The sequence below is a fragment of the Aeromonas sp. 601039 genome (genome assembly GCF_049174415.1).
GTDB classification, from domain to species: domain Bacteria; phylum Pseudomonadota; class Gammaproteobacteria; order Enterobacterales; family Aeromonadaceae; genus Aeromonas; species Aeromonas veronii_A.
On the sequence record NZ_JAAKTL010000005.1, the window covers coordinates 152285 to 179240 of the forward strand.

Consider the following 26956-nt stretch of genomic DNA (forward strand, 5'->3'; position numbering starts at 1 on the left):
GTGGAGGTGAAACCCGAATGGAACATATTGCAACATCTGACAGTGCCGGGTGCAGCTGTGCCCTCGAAGTGAGCCAGCAGTTTTCCCGCTGGCGCAGGCAGCATGACGGTGGCGAGATCTACCAGAGTTCCCTGATGAGCGCCCTGCTGGCGGGGGTCTACGAAGGGGAGACCACCATGAGCGAGCTGCTGCGCCACGGCGACTTTGGCCTCGGCACCTTCAATCACCTCGATGGCGAGCTGATCGCCTTCGAGCGCCAGATCCACCAGTTGCGCTCCGATGGCTCGGCCCGGCCCGCCCGCGCCGATCAGAAGACCCCCTTTGCGGTGATGACCCATTTTCGCCCCTGTCTGGAGCGTCGCTTCGATCACCCCCTCAGCCGTGACGAGATCCACCAGTGGGTGGATCGGCTGGTGGGATCCGACAACGTCTTCGTCGCCCTGCGCCTCGACGGCCAGTTTGAAACGGCCAAGGTACGAACCGTGCCGCGTCAGGAGCCCCCCTATCGCCCCATGCTGGAAGCCATCGAACAGCAACCGCTGTTCCGCTTTGCCGCGGTGGCGGGAACCCTGGTGGGCTTTCGCTGCCCGCCGTTCGTGCAGGGGGTCAATGTGGCGGGCTTTCACGAGCACATGATCACCGCCGATCGCAAGGGGGGCGGCCATCTGCTCGACTACACCATGGCCCACGGTACCCTGCGACTTTCTGTGGTGCGTCACCTCAATCTGGCCCTGCCATCGGATCCAGCTTTCCGGCAGGCCGACCTCAACCCCGCCGATCTCGATCGCGCCATTCAAGCCGCCGAAGGCTGATAGACAAGGAGCAATAACATGGAAAACAGACAGTGGAAGTGCGGTGCCGAGCTGGTGGTTCGTCATCTGGAGGCGCAAGGGGTCAAGCAGGTGTTCGGGATCCCGGGGGCCAAGATTGATCGGGTGTTCGATGCGCTGGAGGACTCCCCCATCGAGACCATAGTGGTGCGCCACGAGGCGAACGCCGCCTTTATGGCGGCCGCCGTGGGGCGCCTGACCGGCAAGGCGGGGGTGGCGCTGGTCACCTCGGGCCCCGGCTGCTCCAACCTTATTACCGGGTTGGCGACTGCCACCTCGGAGGGGGACCCCATGGTGGCGCTGGGCGGTGCGGTGCGCCGTGCCGACGGCCTCAAGCTCACTCATCAGAGCATGGATACGGTCAACCTCTGCCGTCCGGTCACCAAGTTCAGCGCCCAGGTCAACAGCGGGGCGGCGATCTCGGAAGTGATGGCCAACGCCTTTCGCGCCGCCGAGCTGGGGCGGCCGGGGGCGGCGTTTGTCAGCCTGCCGATGGATATCATCAACAAGCCGGTACAGGGCAATGTGCTGGTGCCTCGGGAAGTGCCGGAGCCGGGCTGTGCCGATGAACAGAATATGGAGCAGGCATTGACCCTGCTGCGCAACGCCCAGAATCCAGTGGTGCTGCTCGGCCTGATGGCGAGTCGGCCGGAGAATGCCGAGGCAGTGCGCGCCTTCCTCGACAAGGTGCGGCTGCCGGTGACCGGTACCTATCAGGCTGCCGGGGTGGTGGACAGCTGCCACTTCGATGACTTTGCCGGACGGGTGGGGCTCTTCAACAACCAGCCGGGGGATCAACTGCTGGCAGGGGCCGACCTGGTGATCTGCATCGGCTACAGCCCCATCGAGTACGACCCCGTGCTGTGGAATGGCGATCGGGAGCGGCGCATCCTCCATATCGACGTGCTGCCTGCCGATATCGACAGCAGCTACTGCCCGACCGCCGAGCTGGTGGGGTCGATCCGTGCCAACCTGTTGCAGCTGACCCGCATCATGGGCAATCCGAAAATCCGTCCCCCCGAGGTGGATCGGTTGCTGCAAGGGGTTCGCCAGCAGCGACTGCGACTGGCGATGCGGGCCGACGATCTGCACGGCAATCCGGTTCACCCCTTGCGTATCGTGCGCGAGCTGCAGGATCTGGTGCGCGACGACATGACCCTTTGCGTCGACATGGGCAGCTTCCATATCTGGATTGCCCGCTACCTCTACAGCTTCCGCGCTCGTCAGGTGCTTATCTCCAACGGTCAGCAGACCATGGGGGTGGCACTGCCGTGGGCCATCGGTGCGGCGCTGGTGCGGCCGGGTGAGAAGGTGATCTCGGTATCGGGGGATGGCAGCTTTATGCAGTCGAGCATGGAGCTGGAGACGGCGGTGCGGCTCAAGAGCAATATCGTTCACATCATCTGGGTCGATAACGGCTACAACATGGTCGCGATGCAGGAGCAGCAGAAGTATTGCCGCACCTCCGGCGTCTCTTTTGGCCCCATCGACTTCAAACGCTATGCCGAATCGTTCGGGGCGGCCGGTTTCGCGGTGCGTTCGGCCGATGAGCTGCGCGCCACCCTGCGGGCCGCACTGGCGGTGGAGGGGCCTGCTGTGGTGGCGATCCCGGTGGATTACTCCGACAACCCGGGGCTGATGGCCCAGCTCAGGCCAGAAGTATTGGCATAGTGTGGGCAGCAGTGCTGGCCTGAATCCTCGTGTAAGGGCAGGCAGACCAGCCCATATAGCAGAAACCGGCATCAATGGATGCCGGTTTTTTATTATTTTGCGGGATGGGTGGCCTTAACGGGCCAGCTGGACGGCGGCGCGTGCGCGGGCCGGTTGCGGGCGACGCTTGTTTTTTGGCGCGCAGGCCATCTTCAGGCGCAGCCACTCGCGCCACAGCAGCCAGCAGAGCGGCAGGGTGAGCAACAGCACGGTCGCGGGCTGGGCCATCAGCACCCCATCACGCCCCCACAGTTGCGGCAGCAGGAAGATGAGCGGCAGCAGCAACAGGGTTTTGGCGATGGAGATGACCAGTGCCTGACGGGTGCGCGCCATGGATTGCAGCAGCACTATGCCGAACATGATGATCCCCTCCAGCGGAATGGCGCCGAGGTTGAGGGTCAGGCTGCTGATAGCAGCGGCCAGCAGCTCGGGATCCTGATCGCCGGTATAGAGCATGGCGACCTGTCCCGGCAGCAGCTGGATGGTGAGCCACACCAGCATGCCGTAGATAAAGGTGAACTTGAGCCCCATCTCCATCAGGTACTTGAGGTTGCGATGGCGTTTGGCCCCTGCCGCCTTGCTGATGAGCGGCTGAATGCCGAAGGCGAGCCCCTGCAGAATGACGATAAAGACCGCTTCGGTGTAACCGGCTACGGTAAAGCCCGCCAGATCCTTCACATTGCCATACACCATCAGCTGGCTGTTGTGCAGCATCAGCAGCAGGCCGAGGTTGAACTGGGCAATCAGGCTCGGCAGACCGGTAAAGAGCAGGTGCGGCATGGCGGGGAGGTTGGGCACCAGATCCCGCCAGCTGAGGCGCAGCCGCGCCCAGGGGGTAAAGAAGTAGCCAACACCGATCAGGCTCACCGCACCCTCTGCCATCAGGGTGGCTTGCGCGGTCCCGATCAGTCCCAGCCCCAGCCGACCCACCATGATGTAGTTGAGGATGATATTGAGCACGGCGCCGCTGCTCACCAGCACCATGGCCAGTTTCGGGCGACCATCGTTGCGCAGCAGATAGGGCACCGCCAGATTGCTCGCCAGCAGCAGGGTACCGCCGCCAATCCAGGTGAGGTAGTCACTCGCCTGTTTCCAGGTCTCGGTGCCCTGTTCAATCCCCAGCCCCAGCAGGATATCGGTGTGGGTGTAATAGAGCAGCACCGGCGCAACGCCCCCGAGTCCGGCCAGCAGCCAGAGGGCGTTGACCAGCGCTTGGCGGGCCAGCTTGTCGTTTTTCGCCCCTTGCTGGAAGGAGATGGCAGTGGCCGCCCCCATGCTGATCATGGCGGCCAGACCGATCAGCACCATGATGACCGGATAGACCAGGTTGATCCCGGCGAGGCCAGCGGCGCCGACATAGTGGCCGACGAAGATGCCGTCGATGAGGTAGTAGGCCCCCGAGACCAGCATGGCAAGAATGGAGGGGAGGGCGTAAGCCCAGAAGCGACGGGTCATGGCCCGTTGCCGCAGTGTTAAATAGGCAGACATATCTGTTCTCTCGGGGAGTTCGATTATCGAACAGCTAGTCTAGATTAATACTTATTTGGTGATAATCAGGGTTTCACTTGATGAATTGCTGAGTATTACTCACTAATCCGGGGTTTTGGTAGTGGGCCTTGAGCCTGTCGATCAGGATGCGCAGCCCGCTGCCCAGCTGATGCCGACTGGGATAGAAGAGGTAGAAGCCGGCAAAGGTGGGGCACCAGGGCTCCAGCACGGTGAGCAGTTTCCCCTCCGCGACCTTTTGGCTCACCTCCTCTTCCAGACAGTAGGCGAGTCCCAGCCCCGCCTCGGCGGCGCCCAGATAGAGGGCCGGGGTGCTGGTGGTGAGCGGCCCGGTTACCTCTATCTCCAGCATGGTGCCGTCGGCGGCAAAGGCCCAGCGATAGTGGTGGTGCGGAGTGAGGCGATAGCCGATACAGGCGTGGCGGCTCAGCTCGCTCGGGTGCTCGGGCGCGCCGTGCTCCGCCAGATAGGCCGGGGAGCCCACCACCAGATAGCGCTGGGGCGGGCCGAGGGGGATGCCGATCATCTCCTTGGGCAGCAGATCCCCATAAAAGAGCGCGGCATCGTAACCATCTTCAATCAGCCGGGGCATCAGCTCCTGCTCCACCACCTCCACCTGCATCCGCGGATAACGGGCCAGATAGTCGATCAGCACAGGTGCCAGCAGGCTGTCGATGGCGCCGCGGGGGGCGCAGAGCTTGAGCCTTCCCACCGGTTCATCGCTGTTGCGGGCCAGCTCGCAAAGCGCCTCTTCAAGAGTACTGAGGGTGGGGAGCAGCTGTTTGAGCAGCCGCTGGCCCGCTTCGGTCGGCACCACGGCGCGGGTGCTGCGGTTGAGCAGCCGCACCCCCAGCCTTGCTTCCAACCCCTTCAGGCTATGGCTGAGGGCGGAGGCGGAGACCCCGAGTTCGAGGGCGGCCTTGCTGAAACTGCAGTGACGGGCGACGGCGGCAAACACTGCCAGTTCGGCGAGATCGGTACGGGTAATGGTCATCATCAATCAACAAAAAGGCGTGAGTCACAAGGGTACGCCAAGGCCGTGTCGCACACAATCCGCGCTAAACGGGTGGCTTGTTGCAAATATGTAGCTGCTCACAGGCCATTGATTCCAGTGAAACTAAGTTGAATTGTTAAAAAAAACTCACAATAAGGCGCTTTGAGTGTGATCTTGGTCGTCCGAAAGGCGACCAAAATCAAACTTTGGTTGATTAATTCAAAAAAACGCTGTGATTAATAAGGGCATTTAATTAAAGTCAGCCCATCAAGAGTGGCGCACGTTAATCGGTTGTTAAGTGAGACGGGCGCCGACCCTCAGGGTCAAAATCTCGCACTGTTGTTTGTTGCAATCCTGTTGTCACAAGGAGTGATGGCCAGGTTGCCGGGGGGCGAGAGGTTAATATCAAGGACGGACAGCAGGCGTTCCAGGGAGATGGAACCGGGCCAAGGCCCGACCAAACAAGAATCCCATTTTCCTAGATGACAGGAACAACGTATGTCTGACATGAATATTGCAGCTGATGGTCGTTTAGCCAGCAACACCTCCCGCGGCGTCAACAAGGCCGATGTGGTCTGGATGCTGGGTCTGTACGGTACCGCGATCGGTGCCGGTGTGCTCTTCCTGCCAATCAACGCCGGTGTAGGTGGCCTGTGGCCGCTGGTTGCCATGTTGATCCTGGCGCTGCCGCTGACTTTCTTTGCTCACCGTGGTCTGACCCGCTTCGTGCTGTCCGGCTCTACCCGTGATGGCGACATCACTGAAGTAGTAGAAGAGCACTTCGGCAAGACCGCAGGCAAATTCATCACCCTGCTCTACTTCTTTGCTATCTACCCGATCGTGCTGATGTATTCAGTCGCCATCACCAACACCGTCGAGAGCGTGATTGTTCACCAGCTGGGCATGTCTGCACCTCCCCGTGCCGTTCTGTCACTGGCCCTGATCCTCGGTCTGATGGCGGTTGTTCGTCTGGGCGGCCAGGTTATCGTCAAAGCGATGAGCGTGCTGGTATTCCCGTTCGTGCTCACCCTGATGGGTCTGGCGTTCTACCTGATCCCGCACTGGAACGGTGCCATCATCACTGAAGCTCCGGCCCTGTCTGACGCCTTCAACGGTGACTTCATCAAGACCCTGTGGCTGGCTATCCCGGTAATGGTGTTCTCCTTCAACCACTCCCCGATCATCTCCTCCTTCGCGGTGGACAACAAAGGTCGTTACGGTGAAGGTGCCGAGAAGAAGTGCAGCAACATCCTGCTGGGCGCCCACGTCATGATGGTAATGACCGTTATGTTCTTCGTATTCAGCTGCGTACTGAGCCTCTCCCCGGCTGACCTGGCTGCTGCCAAAGAACAGAACATCTCCATCCTGTCCTACCTGGCCAACCACTTCGATAACCCGGTTATCGGTACTGTGGCTCCGCTGATCGCCATGGTTGCCATCAGCAAATCTTTCCTGGGTCACTACCTGGGTGCGCAAGAGGGCATGAACGGCCTGATGGCCAAGGCGCTGCGCGAGAAGGGCAAGAACGTTGACACCAAGCAACTGAACAAAGTCACTGCCGTGTTCATGATCCTGACCACCTGGGCCATCGCTACCATCAACCCGAGCATCCTCGGCATGATTGAAGACCTGGGCGGCCCGATCATCGCAATGCTGCTGTTCCTGATGCCGATGTACGCCATCACCAAGGTTCCGGCCATGCGCAAATACGCTGGCAACATCAGCAACGGCTTCGTGACCATCATCGGCCTGATCGCCATGTCCGGTATCATCTACAAGCTGATTGCCTGATAACTCCGGTTACCAAGTTGAATGAAGAAGCCGCCTCGCAAGAGGCGGCTTTTTTATGGCCGGGATTCAGGATTGGGCATTGTCGATATTTTCCGACTGCCAGAGGGCATAGCCCTTGCCGGAGGCCGTGGTAGGCAGATCAATCTGCATCAGGTCGTTGCCGATGACAAAGGGGCCCGAGTAGCGGGCGCGCAGATCCTGCGCCAGATCTTTGACCCTGATCTTGCCGTTGAGGCCGATATGGCTGAACACGGTCAGCGCCGGTTTGGCTTCGTTCATTACCCGGGCCGCCTGCTCAGGGGAGGCGAGGTGACCGGCGATCGCCTTGTAGCCGGGGTTGGCCTTCATCTGCTCGGCAGAGGTCATGGAGACGCAGTGCACCAGCAGATCGGCCCCTTTGGCCTGCTTCACCACTTCGGGGCTGTAGCGGGTATCGCCGGAGAGCACCACGCTATGGCCGTGATAGTCGATGCGATAGCCGAATGACGGCTTGATGTTGACCCCGTGGTCGTTGTCAAAGGCGGTTACCTTGACCCCGTCATGGTTGTAGACCACCCCGGCGGTAACCTCGTGGCTGTTGATCTCCACCCCATCCAGCGGCGTACCCTCATCCTTGACCCGGGTGGCGATGTCGGTGGCGTAGGCCTGCTGCAAGCCACGGGCGAGAGCTGTGGTGCCTTTGGGGCCGTAGAGTTCCATCGGCGCGTGGCGCTGGCCATAGGCCGGTTGCAGCCAGCCGGTCAGCCAGAGATCCGCCAGCCCGTTGGTGTGGTCGGAGTGAAAGTGGGTGAGGAAGAAGGCGTTGACCCGGCCGATGGGGATATGCAGCTGCCACAGGCGAGTGGCGGAGTTGCGGCCAAAATCGAACACCAGCTTCTGGTTGCCCGCCTCGACCAGAGTGCTGTAACCGCCACGACTGATCTGGGGTACCGGAGTGCCGGTGCCGAGCAGGCTGACCCGAAAGATATCGGGCCGGGCTTGAGTTGCTGAGGCAGGGGCATGATCGTGGTTGCTGATAAAGCTGCTCTCGGCAGCCTGACTGGCGCCGCTGGCCAGCAGACCGACCAGTAATGCGGCCAGATAGGTGCTTTTCATGGGAATTTATCCTGTGGGGGAGGGACGGCATCACTGTATTGGTAACTAAAAGTTGAATAAATTGGCTAAAATCCATTTCTTACTAAACTTTTGGTTGTGAATAGGGGCCCTGTCGCGGGACAAACGGCCTTGAAACGGGCAAAAAGGAGGGGTTGTGGACCGATTGACCAGCATGCGAATCTTCACCCGGGTAGTGGATCTCGGCTCCTACAGCGCGGTGGCGAGCGAAGAGGGGATCAGCGCCCAGATGGTGGGCAAGCATGTGCTGGGGCTGGAGCAGTGGCTGGGGGGCAAGCTGTTTCACAAGACCACCCGCCAGCAGACTCTCACCGAGCTGGGCCAGCTGTTTTTGGCTCGCTGCCAGCGGGTGCTGGAGGAGCTGGCACTGACCGAGTCGCTCACCCAGAACCTGCTGGCCGAGCCGGCCGGACGGCTGCGCATCGCCGCTCCCCTCAGCTTTGGCCACCACCGGCTGGTGCCGCTGCTGCCCGCTTTTCTCGACCGCTACCCCAAGCTGGATCTGGATCTGCAGCTCACCCCGCGCTGGGTCGATCTGGTGGAGGAGGGGTTCGACGCCGCCATCCGCACCCTGCGCCCGCAGGATGAGGCGCTGATCGCCCGTCCGCTGCTGACCCAGCACTACCGCCTCTGCGCGGCCCCCGACTACCTCAATCGCCACGGCGTGCCCCGTCATCCGGCCGATCTCGCTCGCCACCAGTGTCTGCACGGCAACTGGGGCGAGCACGAGCGCTGGCAGTTTGTCGGTGAGGATGGCCAGAGCGAGGAGGTGCGGGTCGCCTCGCGCCTGCGCATCAATCACTGGCCAGCCTTGTTGACGGCGGCGCTCTCGGGGGCTGGCATCACCTTGCAGCCGGCCGAACAGGTGCGTGACCATATCGCTGCGGGGCGTCTGCTGCCGCTGCTTGGCCACTATCAGAGCCCGGCCAAGACCCTCTACTTCATCTATCCGGCGGCGCGGCGGCAGGTACTCAAGATCACCCTGTTGGGGGATTTTCTGGCCGAATCCCTGCAAGCTGGGCCCGAGCCCGAATAAAAGGCTGCATATTCTCGCAGCCGCGATTAACCATCGTGCTTAACAAAGGGGCGGAGCAGGCCTAACATGGCGGGATGTTTTTCTAGTCGGGACAAAAGGATATGTCTGGGTTGAAAAAGGATCTCGGGCTCTGGCAGGGGATGGGGCTGCTCGCCACCTCGCTGCTTGGCACCGGGATCTTCGTGGTACCGGCGACTGCCGCCTCGCTGGCGGGGGGGGCCTCGCTCTGGGCCTGGTTGCTGCTGATTGCGCTGGTGCTGCCCATCGCCTTTACCTTCGCTCGCCTCGGTCGTCGCTATCCCCATGCGGGCGGCGCGCCGCACCTGATTGGCCTCGCCTTTGGCAACGGCGCCGAGCGTTTCTCCGCCTTCCTCTTCCTGGCTGTGCTGCCGGTGGGGCTGCCCGCAGCCCTGATGATTGCCGCCGGTTTCTGGCACGCCCTGTTCGAGATGGGGGAGTGGACCCTCTGGGCCATCCAGCTGCTGACCCTGCTCGGGGTATTCCTGCTGGGGCTGCGCGGGGCGCGCTCCTCCGGCAACCTGCAACTGTTGATAGCTCTGGCTATTCTGGGGCTCACCCTGCTGATCTGGTTCAAGGGAGAGGTGAGCTGGCGCGATGCGGCCCGGCCGCTGCCGAGCGCGGATGAGTGGCCCCCTATGGCCACCGCGCTGGCGGTGATGTTCTGGTGTTTCGTCGGGCTGGAAGCCTTCGCCCACATGGGGGAGGAGTTCAAGCGGCCGGAGCGGGACTACCCCATCGCCCTGCTCGGCGGGGTGCTGCTGGCGGGGCTTATCTACTGGATCCACTCGCTGGTGGTGCTCAAATACGGCCTCTACGGCGATGAGGCGACCAACGCCACCGCCATTCCGGCCCTGCTCTCCCTGCTGTTAGGCCCCACCGCCAAGTGGCTGGTGGCGGTGCTTGGCTACCTCTCCTGCTTTGCCAGCATCAACATCTACATTCAGGGCTTTGCGAGGCTTATCTGGAGCATGGCGCGTGAAGGCAAGCTGCCCCCCTCGCTGGCGGTGCTTACCGCTCGGGGTGCGCCGCTGCGGGCGCTCGGTCTGGTACTGCTTATCTGCCTGCTCTGCATCACCCTTATCATCTGGTTGCGACTGCCCCTCGATGAGCTGATCCGCTACGCCAACGGTAACTTCGTGCTGGTCTACCTGCTCTGCATGGCGGCGGGCTGGCGCCTGCTCGGCGGGGTGGGCAAGGGGCTGGCAGGGATAAGCGTGCTGCTCTGCGCCCTGGTGCTGGTGGCGCTCGCCACTCAGGTCCTCTATGCGGTGGTGCTCAGTCTTGGCTACGGCAGCTTCTCGTTGTGGCGGCGTCATCTGCGCCGCAGTCGTCAGCAGGATGCGCTCCCGCTGGCGAAGTAACGTCTCCCCGATAGTCGAAGAAATGAGAAAGCCCTGATGTTCAGGGCTTTTTGATTCCGGTATATGTGATGTTCATATGAATACTAGTTGGCACGCTATTTGCCGAAAAGTGCGGTGTCGGATCAACTCAACGGCGATTTATAGCCAAAAAAAGTGGGATCCAGCTCCCGTTTTGCTTAAAGTGATCCCTTCCGATCCCGGTGGTCGGAATGCCCGCAAGGATGCCCTTCAGACGTAAACAGGATGGCCTGGCCAGACTGACTCTCAGAGATGTGATTGCTTCGGTTCTCTTTTTATCTGTCACCTGTGGTGATAGCGCCTTGTTCCGTTCAGTCAGCCCGGGTTTTGCGTCTCTCTCATCGTGCATTGTCACCATCTGCAGCGAGTGAATCATGAGCGAATCGGTTTTTGAGATCCACGACTGGACCCTGAGCGTTGACGACAACATGCTGTGTCGCCCCGACCGCGAGGTCTACCTCGAACCCAGACTGGTCAACCTGTTGCGGTTTCTGGCCCATAATGCCGGCACCGTGTTTGGCCGCGATGCCCTGATCAACGAGGTGTGGGATGGCGCCGAGGTGACCGATCAGGTTGTGACCCAGTCCATCTTCGAACTGCGCAAGATCCTCAAAGATGGTCGCACCGATGCGACCGACTATATCGTCACCGTACCCAAGCGCGGCTACAAGCTGGTGGCACCGGTGCGGCCGCTGCAGGTGGTTTCCGTGGTGATGGCGGACGAGCAACCCGTGCCCGCGGTCAATACCGCTCTCTCCGACAACCCGACGCTCTCCGATCTGAGCCCGCCCGCGGCTGAGCAGGATGATGATGCACAGCCTAATGTCGCCCCTTTTCCCGCCGGGCCCCTGACCCGCGCCATCTCCACCCATGCCAAGGATGCTCGCAGCCGCTGGAAGATGGTGAGTTTCGATATCTTCGTTGCCATCGTGCTGATCGCCATTGTCAGCATGCTCAGCTACCAGCACACCAGCCCCCAGGTGCATGCCATGCTGGATCCCAATCTGCTGGTGTTCCGCTTTCACTCCGGCATGGATGACAACAACGAGAACGTGCGCCTCGCCGATGGCATTACCCGCGCCCTGATGGGGGAGGTGGCCGTGGCTACGCCGCTGCGGGTGCAGTACGGCGCCACCACTCTGATGGGGGGCATCATGCCCGGCAAGGAGCTGAGTGTGCGGGTCACCCGCCAGCCCCGTGGCACCTATCTCGATCTGGAGTATCGCAATATCAATACCAACCGGGTGCTGTTCAGCCATCAGTACCAGCTCAGTCGCCACAGTGTGCACGGTGTGTTGCAGGCCAGCAGCCAGGATCTGCTGCGCGCCCTCGACCAACCCGATGCCGAGCCGGGGATGGGCTGGCCGACCGATGATGCCTCCCTGATGGCGATGATGGAGGCGCAGTACTACATCAACAGCCGGGATCCGGTCGCCCTCAAGCGTGGGATTGATCTGCTGGAGCAGGCGCTGATTGTCCATCCGGATCAGCCGCTGCTGCTGGCGGAGCGCTATCTGGCAGGCGAGGCGCTGGCCACCCTTGCGGGCAAATCCGAGAGCGAGCGGCTGCAGGAGATTGGCACCCATCTCGCCCGCGTGGTGCAAAACAGCGGCGCTCTCCCTGCTCGGGTGTGGGAGGCGTTGACCCTGCAGGCGATCCTCAACGGCCAGCAACAGCAGGCCAACTATCTGCTGGAGAAGGCGGCGAGTCGCGGCCGCTCTGTGCTCTATTACATACTGCAGGGCAAGCTGGCGGAGCTGGACGGTCGCCCCGAGGCGGCGGGTGATGCCTACAGTCAGGCCTTCCTGATGGAGGCGACCGAGCAGACCTATCTGCTCTGCCAGCAGCTCGGTTTCTACAGCAATATGGAGAGCCTCACCCCGGCTCTGTTCAATGCGCTGGGCCAGAGCAAGGTGAAGCTCTTCTAACACCGTAGTGTTGGTTTCCCCCCGGTCTGCACGGTTGCCGACCTCATCCACAGGCTGCCTTCGGGCGGCCTGTGCGGTTTCTGCTCGTCTCAATCCTGCTTCTTTGCCATTGGGGATAGTCGCTCTGGCGAGTCATGATTTATCCCCCGCCGCTCCCCACTATCCCCACTATCCCCACTTGCCTTTGCCTTGCCCACGGCATTCGTTGCACTCGAGTTTGCCCGGCTTTGCGCCGCGCGCAGCTTGTGACATCTGCTCATTGTTGGCGGCGGGATAAGCTGTCTGTCTCGACCCATTTCTCATTGCTGACCGGTTATCGCCGTTGCGCTTTACCTCTGAGCCTGGATTGTGATGAGCCGAGCTGAGAGGCGAACAGGAGGTGAGCGGCCACTCAGGGTGATGATCCGCAGGGCTTCCAAATGGCCGCAAGGGCAAGGGGTGCAATGGGAGCTGCTTTATCCCGGGTTTATCTGGCCAAAAATATCAAGACGGCGAGATAAGGGGGTTATCAAGGGGCAGAAACGGGTTGGTCGGATATCAAGGTTTTATCAAGACGGCGGTGTGGCTTGATGTCAATTGACTGTTTTTAAATGGTTTTTATCAAAAGTGACGAGGCGTCGAAAAAAGTTGCCTCATATTTTTATCCGTTAGCTGGTCTTTATGTTTTCCGGGGATGAGAGGCCTAGTCTGTGCCCATTCTTTGGCGGGGCGTTCCGCCAAATGTGTATGTGACGACCCGACCTTTTATAGAACCGGAGATCTTATGTCCCTAGATACGAGCAAGAAGATTGGCCTTATCGCCTGTACAGGTGTGGTGGCCGGCAACATGATGGGGAGTGGCATCGCGCTGCTGCCTTCGGCACTGGCCACCATCGGCTCCATCTCTGTCTTTAGCTGGGCAATCTGTCTGGTAGGCGCCATGGGCCTCGCCTTCGTCTTCGCCCGCCTTGCTACCAAGAACCCGCAAGAGGGTGGCCCCATTGCTTACGCTGGCGAGATCTCTCCGGTGTTCGGTTTCCAGACCGGTGTGCTCTATTACCACGCCAACTGGATCGGTAACTTGGCCATCGCCATTACCGGCGTCTCCTACCTCTCGGTCTTCTTCCCCATTCTCAATAGCCCAATTCCGGCCGCTGCGGCCACCATCGCTGCCGTCTGGATCTTCACCTTCGTCAACCTGCTTGGCGGTAGCTGGGTGAGCCGACTCTGTACTCTGGGTCTGGTGCTGATCCTGCTGCCGGTTGTCGGTACTGCGGTGATGGGTTGGGGTCATTTTGATGCCACCGTCTACAGCCAGAACTGGAACACCACCAGCGGCAGCGACCTGCATGCGGTCATCAGCGCCGTGCTGATCTGCCTCTGGTCCTTCGTCGGTGTTGAATCTGCCGCCGTCTCTTCCGGCATGGTGAAGAATCCGAAGCGTACCGTACCGCTCGCCACCATGCTGGGTACCGGTATCGCCGGTGTTATCTACATCCTCTCTACCCAGGTGATCAGCGGCATGTTCCCGGCCGGTGAAGTGGCTGCCTCCGGCGCCCCGTTTGCCATGGCCTCTTCCGCCATCTTCGGTAGCTGGTCTGCGCCGTTTGTTTCTGCCTTCACCGCTTTGGCCTGCTTCACCTCGCTCGGTTCCTGGATGATGCTGGTAGGCGAGGCGGGCAAGCGTGCCGCCAACGATGGCAACTTCCCGAAAATCTACGGCGAAGTGGACAAGAACGGCGTGGCCAAGAAGGGTCTGATCCTGGGCTCCCTGAAGATGACTGCCCTGATGGTTGGCCTGACCGCCTTCACCTCCCAGTCCGCTCACGCTGCCGATCTCTTCAACGTGCTGACCACAGATGCGGTGCTGCTGACCATGCTGCCCTACTTCTACTCCAGCATTAACCTGATCCGTTTTGAAGGCATGACCTCCCGCAGCATCGGCGCCATGATCTTCTCCGGTGTGGCCTGTGTCTTCTGTCTGGTAGCCCTGATGGGTGCCAAGGGTTCCAACCTCACCGCTACCTTCGTGGTGTCGCTCATCATCCTGATGTTCTACGCCAAAAAACAGGGTCTGCGTCAGCACGACGCCCTGCTGAACGAACAACCCAGCAACTAATTCCCCCTTTTATCTTCCGAGCGCTCTTCACTCACCATCCCTGATGGAGAGCGCCCCTTTACGTGTGGAGCATTACGATGAATATCATTGCCATCCTCAACCACCTGGGCGTTTTCTTTAAAGAAGAACCCATTCGCCAGCTGCAAGCCTCCCTCGAGCGCAAGGGTTTCGAGGTTGTTTATCCGGTCGATGTGGCCGACCTGCTGAAACTGATCGAGAAGAACCCCCGCGTTTGCGGCGCCATCTTCGACTGGGACAAATACTCTCTGGGCCTGTGCAAGGAGATCCACGATCGCAACGAGAAGCTGCCGATCTTCGCCTTCGCCAACGACCAGTCCACCCTGGACATTCACCTGACCGACCTGCGTCTGAACGTGCACTTCTTCGAGTACCGTCTCGGCATGGCTGACGACATCGCCCTCAAGATGGGTCAGGCCACTCAGGAGTATCAGGACGCCATCCTGCCGCCGTTCACCAAGGCGCTGTTCAAGTACGTGGAAGAGGGTAAATACACCTTCTGTACTCCGGGTCACATGGGCGGTACCGCCTTCCAGATGAGCCCGGCCGGCAGCATCTTCTATGACTTCTACGGCCCGAACGCGTTCAAGGCTGACGTCTCCATCTCCATGCCGGAGCTGGGCTCCCTGCTGGATCACTCAGGTCCGCACAAGGAAGCCGAAGAGTACATCGCACGTACCTTCAACGCCGATCGCTCCTATATCGTCACCAACGGCACCTCCACTGCCAACAAGATCGTCGGCATGTACTCAGCGCCGGCTGGCAGCACTGTGCTGGTTGACCGCAACTGCCACAAGTCGCTCACTCACCTGATGATGATGAACGACGTGACCCCGATCTACTTCCGTCCGACCCGTAACGCCTACGGCATTCTGGGCGGTATCCCGCAGAGCGAATTCAGCCGCGACACCATCGCTGCCAAAGTCGCTGCGACGCCGGGTGCCCAGGCTCCCCGTTACGCCGTCGTCACCAACTCCACCTATGATGGCCTGCTCTACAACACCGGCTTCATCAAGGAGGCGCTGGATACCCCTTACATCCACTTCGACAGTGCCTGGGTGCCTTACACCAACTTCAGCCCGATCTATGAAGGCAAGTGCGGCATGAGCGGTGAAGCGATGCCGGGCAAGGTGTTCTACGAAACCCAGTCCACCCACAAGCTGCTGGCGGCCTTCTCCCAGGCCTCGATGATCCACATCAAGGGTGACGTGGAGGAAGAGACCTTCAACGAAGCCTTCATGATGCACACCTCCACCTCGCCGCAGTACGGCATCGTGGCATCGACCGAGATCTCTGCTGCCATGATGCGTGGCAACACCGGCAAGCGTCTGATCAAGGACTCCATCGATCGCGCCATCTCCTTCCGCAAAGAGATCAAGCGTCTGCGTGATCAGAGCGAAGGCTGGTTCTTCGACGTATGGCAGCCGGACAACATCGACACCGTCGAGTGCTGGAAGCTGGATCCGAAAGATGACTGGCACGGCTTCAAGGACATCGATGACAACCACATGTACCTGGACCCTATCAAGGTCACTCTGCTGACTCCGGGTATGGGTCGTGACGGCCAGCTGCTGGAGAAGGGCATCCCTGCCTCTCTGGTCTCCAAGTTCCTGGACGAGCGCGGCATCGTGGTCGAGAAGACCGGCCCCTACAACATGCTGTTCCTGTTCTCCATCGGTATCGATCAGTCCAAGGCGATGCAACTGCTGCGCGCCCTGACCGAGTTCAAACGTGGTTATGACCTGAACCTGACCATCAAGAACATCCTGCCGAGCCTCTATCGTGAAGACCCGAGCTTCTACGAAGGGATGCGTATCCAGGAGCTGGCCCAGCGCATTCACGAGCTGACCAGCAAGTACCGTCTGCCGGAGCTGATGTTCAAGGCGTTCGACGTACTGCCGGAGATGAAGATGACTCCGCACGCCGCATGGCAGCAGGAGCTGGCCGGCAACGTGGTGGAAGTGCCGCTGCGTGACATGGTTGACCGCATCAGCGCCAACATGATCCTGCCGTACCCGCCGGGAGTTCCGTTGGTACTGCCGGGCGAGATGGTGACCCAGGATTCTCTGCCGGTGCTCGAGTTCCTCGAGATGCTGTGCGAGATCGGTGCCCACTACCCGGGTTTCGAGACCGATATCCACGGCCTCTATCGTCAGGCCGATGGCAGCTACACCGTCAAGGTGCTGCGTTAATCGACAGTGACAACAGTCGAAAGTGACAACAACGGGCCGCAAGGCCCGTTTTTCCCTCCGGAATTCCTGTTCTTATTGCGTGAGTCGCCAACCATGAAGCGAGTGCTCTCCATTCAATCCCACGTAGTCTTTGGCTGTGCCGGCAACAGCGCCGCCGTTTTTCCCATGCGTCGCCTCGGGATCGAGGTGTGGCCTATGAACACGGTGCAGTTCTCCAACCACACCCAATACAGCGAAGGCTGGCAGGGGATGGTGATGCCCGGCGGTCATATCCGTCAGCTGGTAAACGGCCTGGCGGAGATCGGTGTGCTGGCCGAGTGCGATGCGATCTTGAGCGGCTACCTCGGCTCGGCCGAACAGGGGGAGGAGATCCTGGCGGCGGTGGCCCGGCTCAAGGCGCTCAATCCGGCCGCCCTCTATTTTTGTGATCCCGTGATGGGTCACCCCGACAAGGGGTGCATAGTGGCACCCGGCGTCGCCGATTTTCTGAAAACCAGGGCACTGGCCTGCGCCGATATGCTGGCCCCCAATCTGCTGGAGCTGGAACAGCTCACCGGCCGCGATATCCGCAATGTGCCGGAGGCCATCGAGGCGTGCCAGCAGCTGCGCGCGCAAGGGGTCAAGCTGGTGATGGTCAAGCATCTGGGCAAGGCCGGTTTTGCCATGGACCGCTTCGAGATGCTGCTGGTGTGCGATGAGGGGACCTTTCACCTCTCCCGCCCGCTCTACCCTTTTGCTCGCCACCCCATCGGGGTGGGGGATCTGCTGAGCGCCACCATGCTGGCCAATCTGCTGGCCGGTTGTACCCCGGTAGCGGCGTTCGAACTTACCAACGCCAGCGTGGATGCGGTGCTGGCCCGCACCTGGCTGGCGGGAGCTTACGAGCTGCAACTGGTGGCGGCCCAGCATGAGATGGCGCTGCCGCAGGTCTCCATCCGGGCGACCCGCCTCTGAGCTGTTTGTACCAACAGCAGAAACAACAAAGCCCTGATCATCAGGGCTTTTTACATTGCAGATTCGGGGAGAGGGCTTAGTCTTGCGGGCTTTTGAGCGCCTTGACCACATCCTCTTTGGGTTCCAGCTCCTTGACCTGATTGAAGATCTCCAGCTCCCCTTGCGGGCTGACGGTGTAGGCATCGGCATCCTGATAGCTGCCGCTGCCGGCGCTCTCGATGATGACCACCAGCTCGGGCTGTTTGTCGCCATTCAAATCGACCAGTTTCAGCTCCCGGATAAAGCCGTTGCGGGCCATCACCTTGCCATCCTGAAACTCATCCAGTGGAAATTGGGCGTTCTGACCCGAATAGAGTCGCACGTCATAGCTGCCGATGGAGGCGGGCTCACCCACCCCCTGCGCCACCCGGATCACCTGCCCGGAGGGGAGGGTCAGTTGCTTGCTAAATCCCTCTTCGGCTTGTGCTTGCGCCGCCAGCGGCAGGGCCAGCAGCCCTGCGATTATCAATGCTCTGTTCATCTTGCAACCTCTTGCTGTCTGTTGAGCGCGGGCTCCCGCGGGAGCCCACCGTGATGCTGTTACCAGATCTTCACCCGCTTCTGGGGCGGCAGATAGAGTTTGTCCCCCGGCTGGATGTTGAATGCCTCATAGAAGGCGGGAATGTTCGGCACCACGCCATTGACCCGGTACTCGGGCGGTGAGTGGGGGTCGGAGCGCAGCAGCATCTGCATCAGCTCGGGGCGATACATCCCCTTCCACACCTGCGCCCAGCCGAGGAAGAAGCGCTGCTCGCCGGTAAAGCCATCCAGCACAGGCGCCTCCTTGCCATCGAGCGACAGCTCATAGGCCTTGTGGGCGATGGTGAGACCACCCAGATCGCCGATGTTCTCCCCCAGGGTAAACTGGCCGTTGACGAACTGGCCGTTGATGGGCTCGAAGCGGTTGTACTGGGCCACCAGACGGCTGGTGCGGAAGCGGAACTCCTTGAGATCTTGCGGCGTCCACCAGTCGCGCATCATGCCGTCGCCGTCGGATTTGGCCCCCTGATCATCAAAACCGTGGCCCATCTCGTGGCCGATCACCCCGCCGATGGCGCCGTAGTTGACCGCATCATCCGCCGTCATGTCGAAGAAGGGGGGCTGCAAAATGGCCGCCGGGAAGACGATCTCGTTGTTGCTCGGGTTGTAGTAGGCGTTCACCGTCTGTGGAGACATGTGCCACTCGTCCCGATCGACCTGCTTGCCGAGGCGCGCCAGACTGTCTGCGTATTCAAAGGCTTGCGAGCGTTGCAGGTTGCCCACCAGATCATCCGGTTTGATGGCGATGGCGCTGTAATCCTTCCACTTGTCGGGGTAGCCGATCTTGGGGCGGAACTTGGCCAGCTTCTCGAGGGCCTGCGCCTTGGTCTCGGGCGACATCCAGTCGAGCTCCTTGATGCTCTGGCCGTAGGCGGTGCGCAGGTTCTCCACCAGCTGCTCCATCCGCTCCTTGGCCGCAGGCGGGAAGTAGCGGGCCACATAGAGCTGGCCGACCGCTTCACCCAGATGATCGTTCAGCACCCCGAGCGCCCGCTCCCAGCTGGCGCGCTGCTTGGGCGTGCCGCTCAATGTGGTGCCGTAGAAGGCAAAGTTGGCGCGGTCGGTCTCGCTGTCGAGATAGGGGGCGTAGTCGGTCAACAGTTGCCACTTGAGGTAGGCCTGCCAGTCGGCGATGGGGGTCTGGGCCATCACCTGATCCAGCGCGCTCAGATAGGTTGGCTGACCGATAATGAGCTCCGGCTGGCCAGCAATGCCCGCGGCATTGAGATAGGCCTGCCAGTCGAGATGGGGGGCGAGCCGTGCCAGTTCGCTGGCGGAGCGCTTGTTGTAGTTCTTCTCCCGATCCCGCAGGGCGACGTTGTCCCACTGGATGGTGGCGAGCCAGGTTTCGAGGGCAAGAATCCGTTCGGCCTTGCCGCTCGGGTCAGACTCACCGAGGCGGCTCAGCATGGCGGCGATATGCTGCTGGTACTTCTGGCGCAGGGCCTGACTCTCGGGATCCTGCTTGAGGTAGTAGTCCCGATCCGGTAGCCCCAAGCCCCCTTGGTAGAGGTAGACCGCATAGCGGTCAGGGGACTTGGCATCGGCGTCGATCCAGATGCCGAACGGCGCGCCGCCGCCCATGCGGCCACTTTGGGCAAAGGCACGGGCCAGCGCGGCCTGATCACCGATCCGATCGATGTCGGCCAGCGCCGGTGCCAGCGGGGTAAGCCCCTTGGCGTCACGGCCTGCCTGATCCAGATAGCTGGCGTAGAGATCGCGGATCTGCTGGGTCGGCGTGCCGGTGGCGGCCTCCTGCTTGGCCAGCCCCTCGACCAGCACCCGCACATCGGCGAGGGATTTGTCCCGCAGCATGTAGAAGGCGCCATCGGCGGGGCGATCGTCGGGGATCTTGGCGGTGGCGAGCCACTTGCCATTGACGTAGCGGAAGAAGTCATCGCCGGGTTTGACCTGGGTGTCCATATTGGCCAGCGCCAGCCCGGAGTGTTTGGGGGAGTCTTGCGGTACCTGACTGCAGCCAGCCAGCAGGGCCAGTCCAATCAGGCCGGCCAGTAAGCTTTTCTTATTGTTCATCTTGTTTGATTCCAATTCGGATTGTTTGCTTCCCTGCCCATCTTCCTTGCTCCAACCGGTTATACGACCGCCTTGCGGCCAGCCTGGTGGAGAGGGCGGGCGAGCCTCACTCTAGCAGCAGGGTTGCAGCTTGATAAGCCCGACTCTGCTAAGATCGGCCGGTCCGTTTTGGGGAAGCCTATGATTTCTCATCTTTATTCTCGCTTTTGTCTGACTATGCCAGCGCCGGAAGGTTCCACCGGTCTGCTGGTGGCTTTCAGTGGCGGCCTCGACTCCACCCTGCTGCTGGTGCTGGCGGCGCAGTATGCCCGCGAGCACAGCCTGCCACTTCGCGCCCTGCACGTGCACCACGGCCTCAGTCCCCATGCCGATGAGTGGGTCGCTCATTGTGAAGCCGTGTGTCAGCAATTGGCGGTGGAGCTGCTGGTCGAGCGGGTAACCCTTGCCCGTGGCAATGGCGAGAGTCTGGAGGCGCAGGCGCGCACCGCCCGTTACCAGCGGCTGACTGCCCGGATGCGGGAGGGGGAGTGGCTGCTCACCGCCCACCATCAGGACGATCAGCTGGAAACCCTGCTGCTGGCCCTCAAGCGCGGCGCCGGTCTGCGCGGGCTGGCGGGGATCTTGCCAAGCCAGCCCTTTGCCGGCGGCCTGTTGCTGCGCCCGCTGCTCGATATGAGTCGCGCCGAGCTGGGAGAGGCGGCGGCGAGCCTCCCCTTTGGCTGGGTGGAGGATGAGAGCAATCTGGACGTGAGTTATGACCGCAACTTTTTGCGCCAGACGCTTATCCCCCAGCTCAAGGCGCGCTGGCCCGCCATGGCCCAGACCGCGGCGCGCAGCATGGCCCTGTGCGCCGAGCAGGAGGCGCTGCTGGATGAGCTGGCCGAGAGTGACTGGCAGCTGGCGGGCGAGGGGGAGGCGCTCCATATCGGTCCGCTGCACGCCCTTTCACCCACCCGGCGCAACAATCTGCTGCGCTACTGGATCCGCCGGCAGGGGGGCGAGATGCCATCCCGTGAGCAGCTTGCCCGGCTGTGGCAGGAGGTAGCGCTGGCGCGCGGCGATGCCAATCCCCAGCTCAACTGGGGGCGCCAGAGCTGTCGCCGTTATCAGGAGCGGCTCTATCTGGTGAGCTCTGACCTGCAACCCTGTCATCAGGTATTGCCGCTGACCGTGGGTGAGCCGCTGACCCTGCCGGACGGGTTGGGCGAGCTGGTGGTGCGCATGGCGGAGCACTGCGAGGGGCTGCTGCGTGCCCCCCGAGCGGATGAGCCGCTCTCGGTGCGTTTTCAGGTGGCGCCCGGGATCCCCCTCAAACCGGTGGGGCGAAGCGGCAGTCGGCGGATGAAGAAGCTGCTGCAGGAGTATGGCGTGCCTTCGTGGCTGCGGGGGCGCATCCCCATCCTTTACTATGGCGAGCAGGTGGCGGCGGTGGTGGGGCTCTTTGTCTGCGACGGCTTTATGGCTGAGGGAACTGGTCTGGTCTGCCACTGGCAGGGAAGCGGTACAGCCCCGGTTCTGCCCGAGCAGGATCTTGCTTGAGGTGATCTCGGTGTAAGGGGGAGTTAGCCCAAAAAAAAGAAGCTCCGGTCACATGGCGTGCATGTGCCGGAGCAAAGAAGAGTTCGGGATTATTCGAGAAGGCCGGCTGAGCCGGCTTTTTTGCGAGCATAGAGGTGGTTGTCGGCCGCCTCGTAGAGGCTCGGCACATCGACCCCGGATTGCCAGCTGGCGGCGCCAAGGCTGCATCCGACCGAGAAGGTGCTGAGCTCCTTGTTGGTCATCAACATATGCTGCAGTCGCAGCCAGACCGGTCGCCACGCCTCGGGTTCGGCCGGTTGCAGCAGCAGGGCAAATTCATCTCCCCCGAGCCGGAAGGCTTGATCCGTACTGCGGATGCACCCCTTGAGCAGCTGGGCGAAGCGGCTCAGCACCAGATCCCCCACCGGATGGCCCCAGGTATCATTGATCTGCTTGAAGCGATCGAGATCCAGCAGCACCAGCACCAGACCGTGGGGCTCGCGGCTGTGCTGCTCGATGGCGCGGCCGATGGCCTCGTCAAAGTAGGAGCGGTTGCCAAGGCCGGTCAGGTGATCGAGTCGGACCAGCTGATCCAGTTTTTCCAGCCGCAGATAGAGGGGCAGCAGCAGGCAGAGCAGCTGATGGTATTGCATCAGGACCCGTTGCTGGCTGCCGCTCAGCGGATGTTCCAGCTCGTAGTGGAGCTGGCCGAGCAGCTGGCCATGCTGACCGCGCAGTTCGAACGGATAGTTGTGCAGGTTGAGGGTGGCCAGCGGCGGGTGCTGGATCAGCACATGGGGCTGGCCACAATCGAGGTAGAGACCGTGGATCCTGACAATTCTTGCCGCACGATCGGCAAAAGTTGTCAGCAGACCGCCGAGATCGCTCTGCCCCAACAACTGCTCGAGCAACTGGTTGCGTTCAACGCTGGGCAACGGCGTGAGCCGCTCCATCTGGCGAACCCACTGCTCGATGCCATGGCTAAAGCCATTAAGTGACGACGTATTTTCCATGGTCTTCCACCTGTAACACCTGACTACTGTCTCCTCCCTGCAATTGGCATGCCCAATATATCTTTCCTGCCCGCCAGATCGGCTGACTAAGCTTAAGTCGATAAAAGGAGAGGAAAATTTGTACACCGACCTGTTGATCCTGCTGTTCGCCGCCGTGCTGCTGGTGGCAACTTTCCGGCGCCTCGGCTTGCCGGTCATCCTCGCCTACCTGATTGCCGGCGTCTTGCTCGGCCCCCACGGGCTGGCGGTGATCACCGGCCAGTCGATCATGCAGACCATTGCCGAGCTGGGGATCGTCTTTCTGATGTTCTCGCTGGGGCTGGAGTTCTCCCTGCCGAAATTGCTGGCGATGCGCCGGTTGGTGCTGGGGGTCGGGATGTTGCAGGTGCTGCTCACCTCGTTGCTCTTCTTCGCCATCGGCTGGTGGTGGGGGCTGGGTCTGGCCCAGTCGCTGGTGGTGGCGGGAACGTTGGCACTCTCCTCGACGGCGGTGGTGATCAAGCAGCTCGGCGAGCAGAAGCAGCTTCATACCCGCCGCGCCCAGCTGGGGGTGAGCGTGCTGCTGTTTCAGGATCTGGCGGTGGTGCCCCTGCTGGTGATGATCCCGATCCTCGCCCAGCCGGAAGTGCAAGGGAGCGCCCTGGCCGCCGAGATCGCCTGGGCCACCCTCAAGGGGCTGTTTGCTCTCTTCACTCTGCTGGCGGTGGGCAAGTGGTTGCTGCCGCTGCTGTTTCACGAGGTGGCGCGGGCCCGCTCCGACGAGTTGTTCGTGCTGAGTGCCCTGCTGGTGGCGCTGCTGGCCGCCTACATGACCCATTCACTCGGGCTGTCGATGGCGCTGGGGGCGTTTCTGGCGGGGATGATGCTGGGGGAGTCCCACTACCGTCATCAGCTGGAGGTGGACATCAAGCCCTTTCGCGACGTGCTGATGGGGCTCTTCTTTATCACCATCGGCATGGCCATGGAGTGGGAGCTGGTGGCGCGGGCTTGGTGGCAGGTACTGATCTGCGTGGTGTTGCTGGTGCTGTGCAAATCCCTGCTGGTACTGCTGGCTGGGCGGCTGATGGGGGAGCGCAAGCGCGACAGCATGGCCGCCGGTATCATGCTCAGTCAGGTGGGGGAGTTCGGCTTCGTGCTGCTGGCACTGGCGCTGCACCACGGCTTGCTGGATCAGCAACTGGTCTCCCTGCTGATCGGCATCGGCATCATCTCCATCGCCATGACTCCCTGGCTGGTGACCCAGGCCCATTCGCTGGCTCGCAGCCTTACCGATCCTGCGTTGCTGACCCGCTCCGAGGTGGCACAGTCGGGCCTGAGCAAAAACCAGCACGTCATCATCGCCGGGTTTGGCCGAGCTGGGCAGACCTGTGCCCGCTTTCTCAAGATAGAGGAGATCCCCTTTCTGGCCCTCGACCTCGACCCCGAGCGGGTGAGCGAGGCCAAGCTGGCGGGGGAGCAGGTGGCCTTCGGCGACGCCAGCCGCCGCGATATTCTGCTGGCCGCCGGGTTGTTGCGGGCGCGGCTGGTGATCATCACCTTCGATGACCGCAAGCGGGTGGAGGCGATGCTGGCACTGATCCGCGAACTGGCGGGGGATCTCAAGGTGCTGGTGCGTACCCGGGATGACAGCTTTCTGGAGCAGTACAAGCAGGCGGGGGCGTTTGAGGTGATCCCCGAATCCCAGGAGGGGGCCCTGATGCTGGTCTCCCACCTGCTGCTCAATTGCGATATCCCCATCGGTCGGGTGATCCGCCGGATGGAGCTGGAGCGCAGCAGCCAGTATCGCTTTCTGCACGGCTTCTACTGGGGGGATCAGAGCGCCAGCAATCTGGAGGCGGATCAGCTGCTTGAACGCCTCCATCCCCTGTTGCTGCACGATCAGGCGTGGGCGGTAGGCCGTGAAGTGCGCGAGTTGCCGCTCGATGAGGTGCGGATCAAGGAGGTGCAGCGCGGGGATCAGAGTCTGGAACCCAGACCCGAGCTGGTGCTGGCGGCTGGCGATCGGCTGATCCTGTTTGGTACCGTGGTGGCGATGGAGCAGGCGGAGCAGCGTTTGCTGGAGGGACGCTGAGTCCCCTCGCACTCATCGGCAGCCCCCTTTACTCCCGCTCTTTTGGTAGCCCTTCGATATCGAGGAAGGCGACGACTCTCTCCCGTTCCCTCAGAGTGTCCTGATAGCCCAGCTTGATCAGCTGTTGGCAATAACCCGGATAGAACATCAAAAAGCTGGCCAGACTGCTGGTCTCATCCCCCTTCACGCCCAGCACCCGCAACAGGCGGCGCAACTTTAGCGGCAGTTTGCGCAGGTATGCCAGTGCGATGGTGTCGAGATCCTGACTCGGTTTCAGCACGCAGGTCTCCACCCGTTTCAGCTTGAGGCGATTGCGCTCCCGCTCAGGGATAAGATCCAGAGTCTGGTTGATGCGCCATAGCCGCTCCAGATCGGAGTTGAGGGTGTCGGTAAAGACGGTATCGAGCAGATGGCTGGCGATATTGGAGCTGGTGAGATGGCCATGGTGATGGGTCGGCGCCGAGTGCGCTGGCGGATCCAGGGTGATCAGCAGGATCCGCTCCGCCCCCAGATGGATGGCGGGGCTGAGCGGGCTCAACTGGTGGATGGAACCGTCGCCGTAGAACTTCTCGCCGATCCGGGTGGCCGGAAAGATGAAGGGCAACGCCGAGGAGGCGAGCAGATGCTCAGATGTAAGCACGGTGCGTACCCCGCGCCGTCTGGCCCGCTCCCAAGGATGGTGGTCGGCCCGCCCCTGAAAGAAGGTGGTGGATAGGCCGTCATCGTAATCCGATGCCGTGATGGCCAGCGCCTCCAGACTGCCGTAGAGGATGTTGTCATCGATGCGGTGATAGTCGATGAGTTGATCCAGCAGGCGGTGCAGCGGCGCGTTGTCAAAGAGGTGAAAGGCGTGGTTGGTGTGGGGATTGATCAGCCCTGCCGACCCCTCGTACATCAACCGCCACAGCAGGCGTCCCGGGTGAAAATCGAAGATGTGGTGGGTCTCGAAACGGCGCCAGACCCACTCCAGCTTGCGCACCCCCAGATGGAAGCAGGAGGCGTAGCAGGCAAGCGCGGTGACATTGATGGCCCCCGCCGAGGTGCCACACAGGATGGGAAAAGGGATGCCGAGATTGCGCGGGTAGAGCTCCGCAATCGCCTTGAGAGCGCCGACCTGATAGGCGGCGCGAGCACCGCCACCGGTGAGCAACAACGCTGTATTGGGTCTGGCCATATGCTGGCGCCTTATCGTGTTCTGACAAGAATGTTCCCACTGACAAGTTAACTATAAGGCGCTGTATCAAATATAAAAACGGGCGCTTGCCCGTTTTTTTCATGACCCCATGTCAAAGGGCCCGGTGAGGATTTTCCGGCCGAGCCAGCTGATCGAAGGCGGCGAATACCGGGGCGCTGGCGAGGATACGACCGTGGCCCAGTCCCCGGGTGCTCACCAGCCTGGTATGACCATCCTGACTGGCCCGCAAGGAATCGCCGTGCGGGGCAAATCTGTCCTCCTCGTCGTGTACTATCATTGCCGCACCGCTGCGACTGGCGAGGCGACCCAGCGGATCGACCGTGCTCAAGGGGTGCTGGTACTCTTGCTCAATCTCCTTGACCACCGCATCGAACAACCGGATGGAGTAGCCGGAGCGCGCCACCATGCCGTAGAGCTGGGGCACATAGTCGAGCACCGGCGAAATCAACAGCAGCGGCAGGGTATCGATACCCGCCTGACGGCTGGAGAGGGTGACGGCGCCTCCCATGCTGTGGGCGATGACCCCGTGCAGCGGGCCTACTTCACTGGCCAGCTTGGTTGCCAGCTCGTCGAAGGCGCGCACGAAACGGGGCAGGTGACCAGTGTTGCCCGCGCTCTGGCCGTGGGCCGGATGATCGTAGGCAATGGCGGTGAAACCCTGCGCGGCGATATGGCTCATCAGCGGATAGAACTGGCTGGCGCTGCCGGACCAGCCGTGCATCAGCAGCCACAGCGGCCCCTGACCGAGCCGATAGCTCATCAATACACCTTCGCTGGTATGGACGGCCTGCTTCACCAGACCGGCTGGTTCGTGGCCACCGCGCTGGTTGCGCTGGGGGGTGAGCAGCAACTTGCTGGCGGTACGCTTGGCATGGGTAGGGGCGAGTCTGTGGTGCAACCGGGTGCCGATCCCCAGCAGCCATTTGCTCGGGCTGAAGCGGCGAGTGTTGAAGTAGATCTTGCTGCTCATGGTCAT

19 protein-coding genes are annotated in these 26956 nt (G+C 61.5%); 11 read left to right on the forward strand and 8 right to left on the reverse strand.

Annotated features, from left to right (window positions below; all coding sequences use genetic code 11):
- The first annotated feature begins 17 nt into the window (after positions 1 to 17).
- Both budA and alsS read left to right on the forward strand, forming a co-directional pair.
- A complete protein-coding gene (gene budA / locus G5195_RS06650; protein WP_005338506.1) occupies positions 18 to 812 on the forward strand; it encodes an acetolactate decarboxylase in 795 nt (264 codons plus the stop codon).
- 18 nt (positions 813 to 830) lie between these two features.
- On the forward strand, positions 831 to 2501 hold the full coding sequence (alsS, locus tag G5195_RS06655; protein ID WP_421235968.1) for an acetolactate synthase AlsS: 1671 nt from the start codon (positions 831 to 833) through the stop codon (positions 2499 to 2501).
- Between the two features lie 114 nt (positions 2502 to 2615).
- Here alsS and G5195_RS06660 read toward each other — a convergent pair whose 3' ends face one another.
- Entirely contained in the window at positions 2616 to 4028 is a 1413-nt protein-coding gene (locus G5195_RS06660; RefSeq protein WP_421235969.1) for an MATE family efflux transporter, read from the reverse strand.
- 73 nt (positions 4029 to 4101) lie between these two features.
- Positions 4102 to 5040: a LysR substrate-binding domain-containing protein gene (locus G5195_RS06665; RefSeq protein ID WP_421235970.1), complete on the reverse strand. Its 939-nt coding sequence runs from the start codon at positions 5038 to 5040 to the stop codon at positions 4102 to 4104.
- A 498-nt stretch (positions 5041 to 5538) separates the two neighbouring features.
- Between G5195_RS06665 and G5195_RS06670 the strand changes: the two genes are divergently transcribed.
- Positions 5539 to 6831 (forward strand): HAAAP family serine/threonine permease, encoded by a 1293-nt coding sequence (locus G5195_RS06670; protein ID WP_005338498.1) that lies wholly within the window; start codon positions 5539 to 5541, stop codon positions 6829 to 6831.
- A gap of 66 nt (positions 6832 to 6897) precedes the next feature.
- Here G5195_RS06670 and G5195_RS06675 read toward each other — a convergent pair whose 3' ends face one another.
- Positions 6898 to 7926 carry an MBL fold metallo-hydrolase gene (locus tag G5195_RS06675; protein WP_216949498.1) on the reverse strand — a complete coding sequence of 343 codons (1029 nt, stop codon included), beginning with the start codon at positions 7924 to 7926 and terminating at the stop codon, positions 6898 to 6900.
- Between the two features lie 154 nt (positions 7927 to 8080).
- On the opposite strand from G5195_RS06675, the gene G5195_RS06680 reads away from it, so the two are divergent.
- The 6 genes from G5195_RS06680 (at position 8081) to pdxY (ending at position 17570) form a co-directional block, all read left to right on the forward strand.
- Entirely contained in the window at positions 8081 to 8980 is a 900-nt protein-coding gene (locus G5195_RS06680; protein WP_216949497.1) for a LysR family transcriptional regulator, read from the forward strand.
- A 101-nt stretch (positions 8981 to 9081) separates the two neighbouring features.
- Positions 9082 to 10362, forward strand: coding sequence for an L-methionine/branched-chain amino acid transporter (yjeH, locus tag G5195_RS06685; protein WP_216949496.1), 1281 nt, complete (start codon positions 9082 to 9084; stop codon positions 10360 to 10362).
- Between the two features lie 392 nt (positions 10363 to 10754).
- Complete coding sequence (gene cadC, locus G5195_RS06690) at positions 10755 to 12308, forward strand: lysine decarboxylation/transport transcriptional activator CadC (RefSeq protein WP_216949495.1); 1554 nt, start codon at positions 10755 to 10757, stop codon at positions 12306 to 12308.
- Between the two features lie 763 nt (positions 12309 to 13071).
- Positions 13072 to 14406, forward strand: a complete 1335-nt coding sequence (gene cadB, locus G5195_RS06695; protein ID WP_005347861.1) for a cadaverine/lysine antiporter — start codon at positions 13072 to 13074, stop codon at positions 14404 to 14406.
- A 77-nt stretch (positions 14407 to 14483) separates the two neighbouring features.
- Positions 14484 to 16616 (forward strand): lysine decarboxylase CadA, encoded by a 2133-nt coding sequence (locus tag G5195_RS06700; protein ID WP_042055201.1) that lies wholly within the window; start codon positions 14484 to 14486, stop codon positions 16614 to 16616.
- 93 nt (positions 16617 to 16709) lie between these two features.
- Entirely contained in the window at positions 16710 to 17570 is an 861-nt protein-coding gene (gene pdxY / locus G5195_RS06705) for a pyridoxal kinase PdxY (RefSeq protein ID WP_421222945.1), read from the forward strand.
- Positions 17571 to 17646: 76 nt separating this feature from the next.
- Here the strand turns inward: pdxY and G5195_RS06710 are convergent, their stop codons facing one another.
- Both G5195_RS06710 and G5195_RS06715 read right to left on the reverse strand, forming a co-directional pair.
- Positions 17647 to 18090, reverse strand: a complete 444-nt coding sequence (locus G5195_RS06710; protein ID WP_421222947.1) for a PliI family lysozyme inhibitor of I-type lysozyme — start codon at positions 18088 to 18090, stop codon at positions 17647 to 17649.
- 59 nt (positions 18091 to 18149) lie between these two features.
- On the reverse strand, positions 18150 to 20183 hold the full coding sequence (locus tag G5195_RS06715; RefSeq protein WP_421222949.1) for a M13 family metallopeptidase: 2034 nt from the start codon (positions 20181 to 20183) through the stop codon (positions 18150 to 18152).
- 180 nt (positions 20184 to 20363) lie between these two features.
- On the opposite strand from G5195_RS06715, the gene tilS reads away from it, so the two are divergent.
- Positions 20364 to 21722 carry a tRNA lysidine(34) synthetase TilS gene (gene tilS, locus G5195_RS06720; protein ID WP_421222951.1) on the forward strand — a complete coding sequence of 453 codons (1359 nt, stop codon included), beginning with the start codon at positions 20364 to 20366 and terminating at the stop codon, positions 21720 to 21722.
- Positions 21723 to 21811: 89 nt separating this feature from the next.
- On the opposite strand, the gene G5195_RS06725 is transcribed toward tilS, so the two are convergent.
- Positions 21812 to 22714 carry a GGDEF domain-containing protein gene (locus G5195_RS06725; RefSeq protein ID WP_421235971.1) on the reverse strand — a complete coding sequence of 301 codons (903 nt, stop codon included), beginning with the start codon at positions 22712 to 22714 and terminating at the stop codon, positions 21812 to 21814.
- A gap of 118 nt (positions 22715 to 22832) precedes the next feature.
- On the opposite strand from G5195_RS06725, the gene G5195_RS06730 reads away from it, so the two are divergent.
- Entirely contained in the window at positions 22833 to 24785 is a 1953-nt protein-coding gene (locus G5195_RS06730) for a monovalent cation:proton antiporter family protein (RefSeq protein WP_005338473.1), read from the forward strand.
- A gap of 28 nt (positions 24786 to 24813) precedes the next feature.
- Here the strand turns inward: G5195_RS06730 and G5195_RS06735 are convergent, their stop codons facing one another.
- Entirely contained in the window at positions 24814 to 25959 is a 1146-nt protein-coding gene (locus G5195_RS06735) for a patatin-like phospholipase family protein (protein ID WP_421235972.1), read from the reverse strand.
- 112 nt (positions 25960 to 26071) lie between these two features.
- Positions 26072 to 26950 (reverse strand): alpha/beta hydrolase, encoded by an 879-nt coding sequence (locus G5195_RS06740; protein WP_206900304.1) that lies wholly within the window; start codon positions 26948 to 26950, stop codon positions 26072 to 26074.
- Positions 26951 to 26956: the final 6 nt, after the last annotated feature.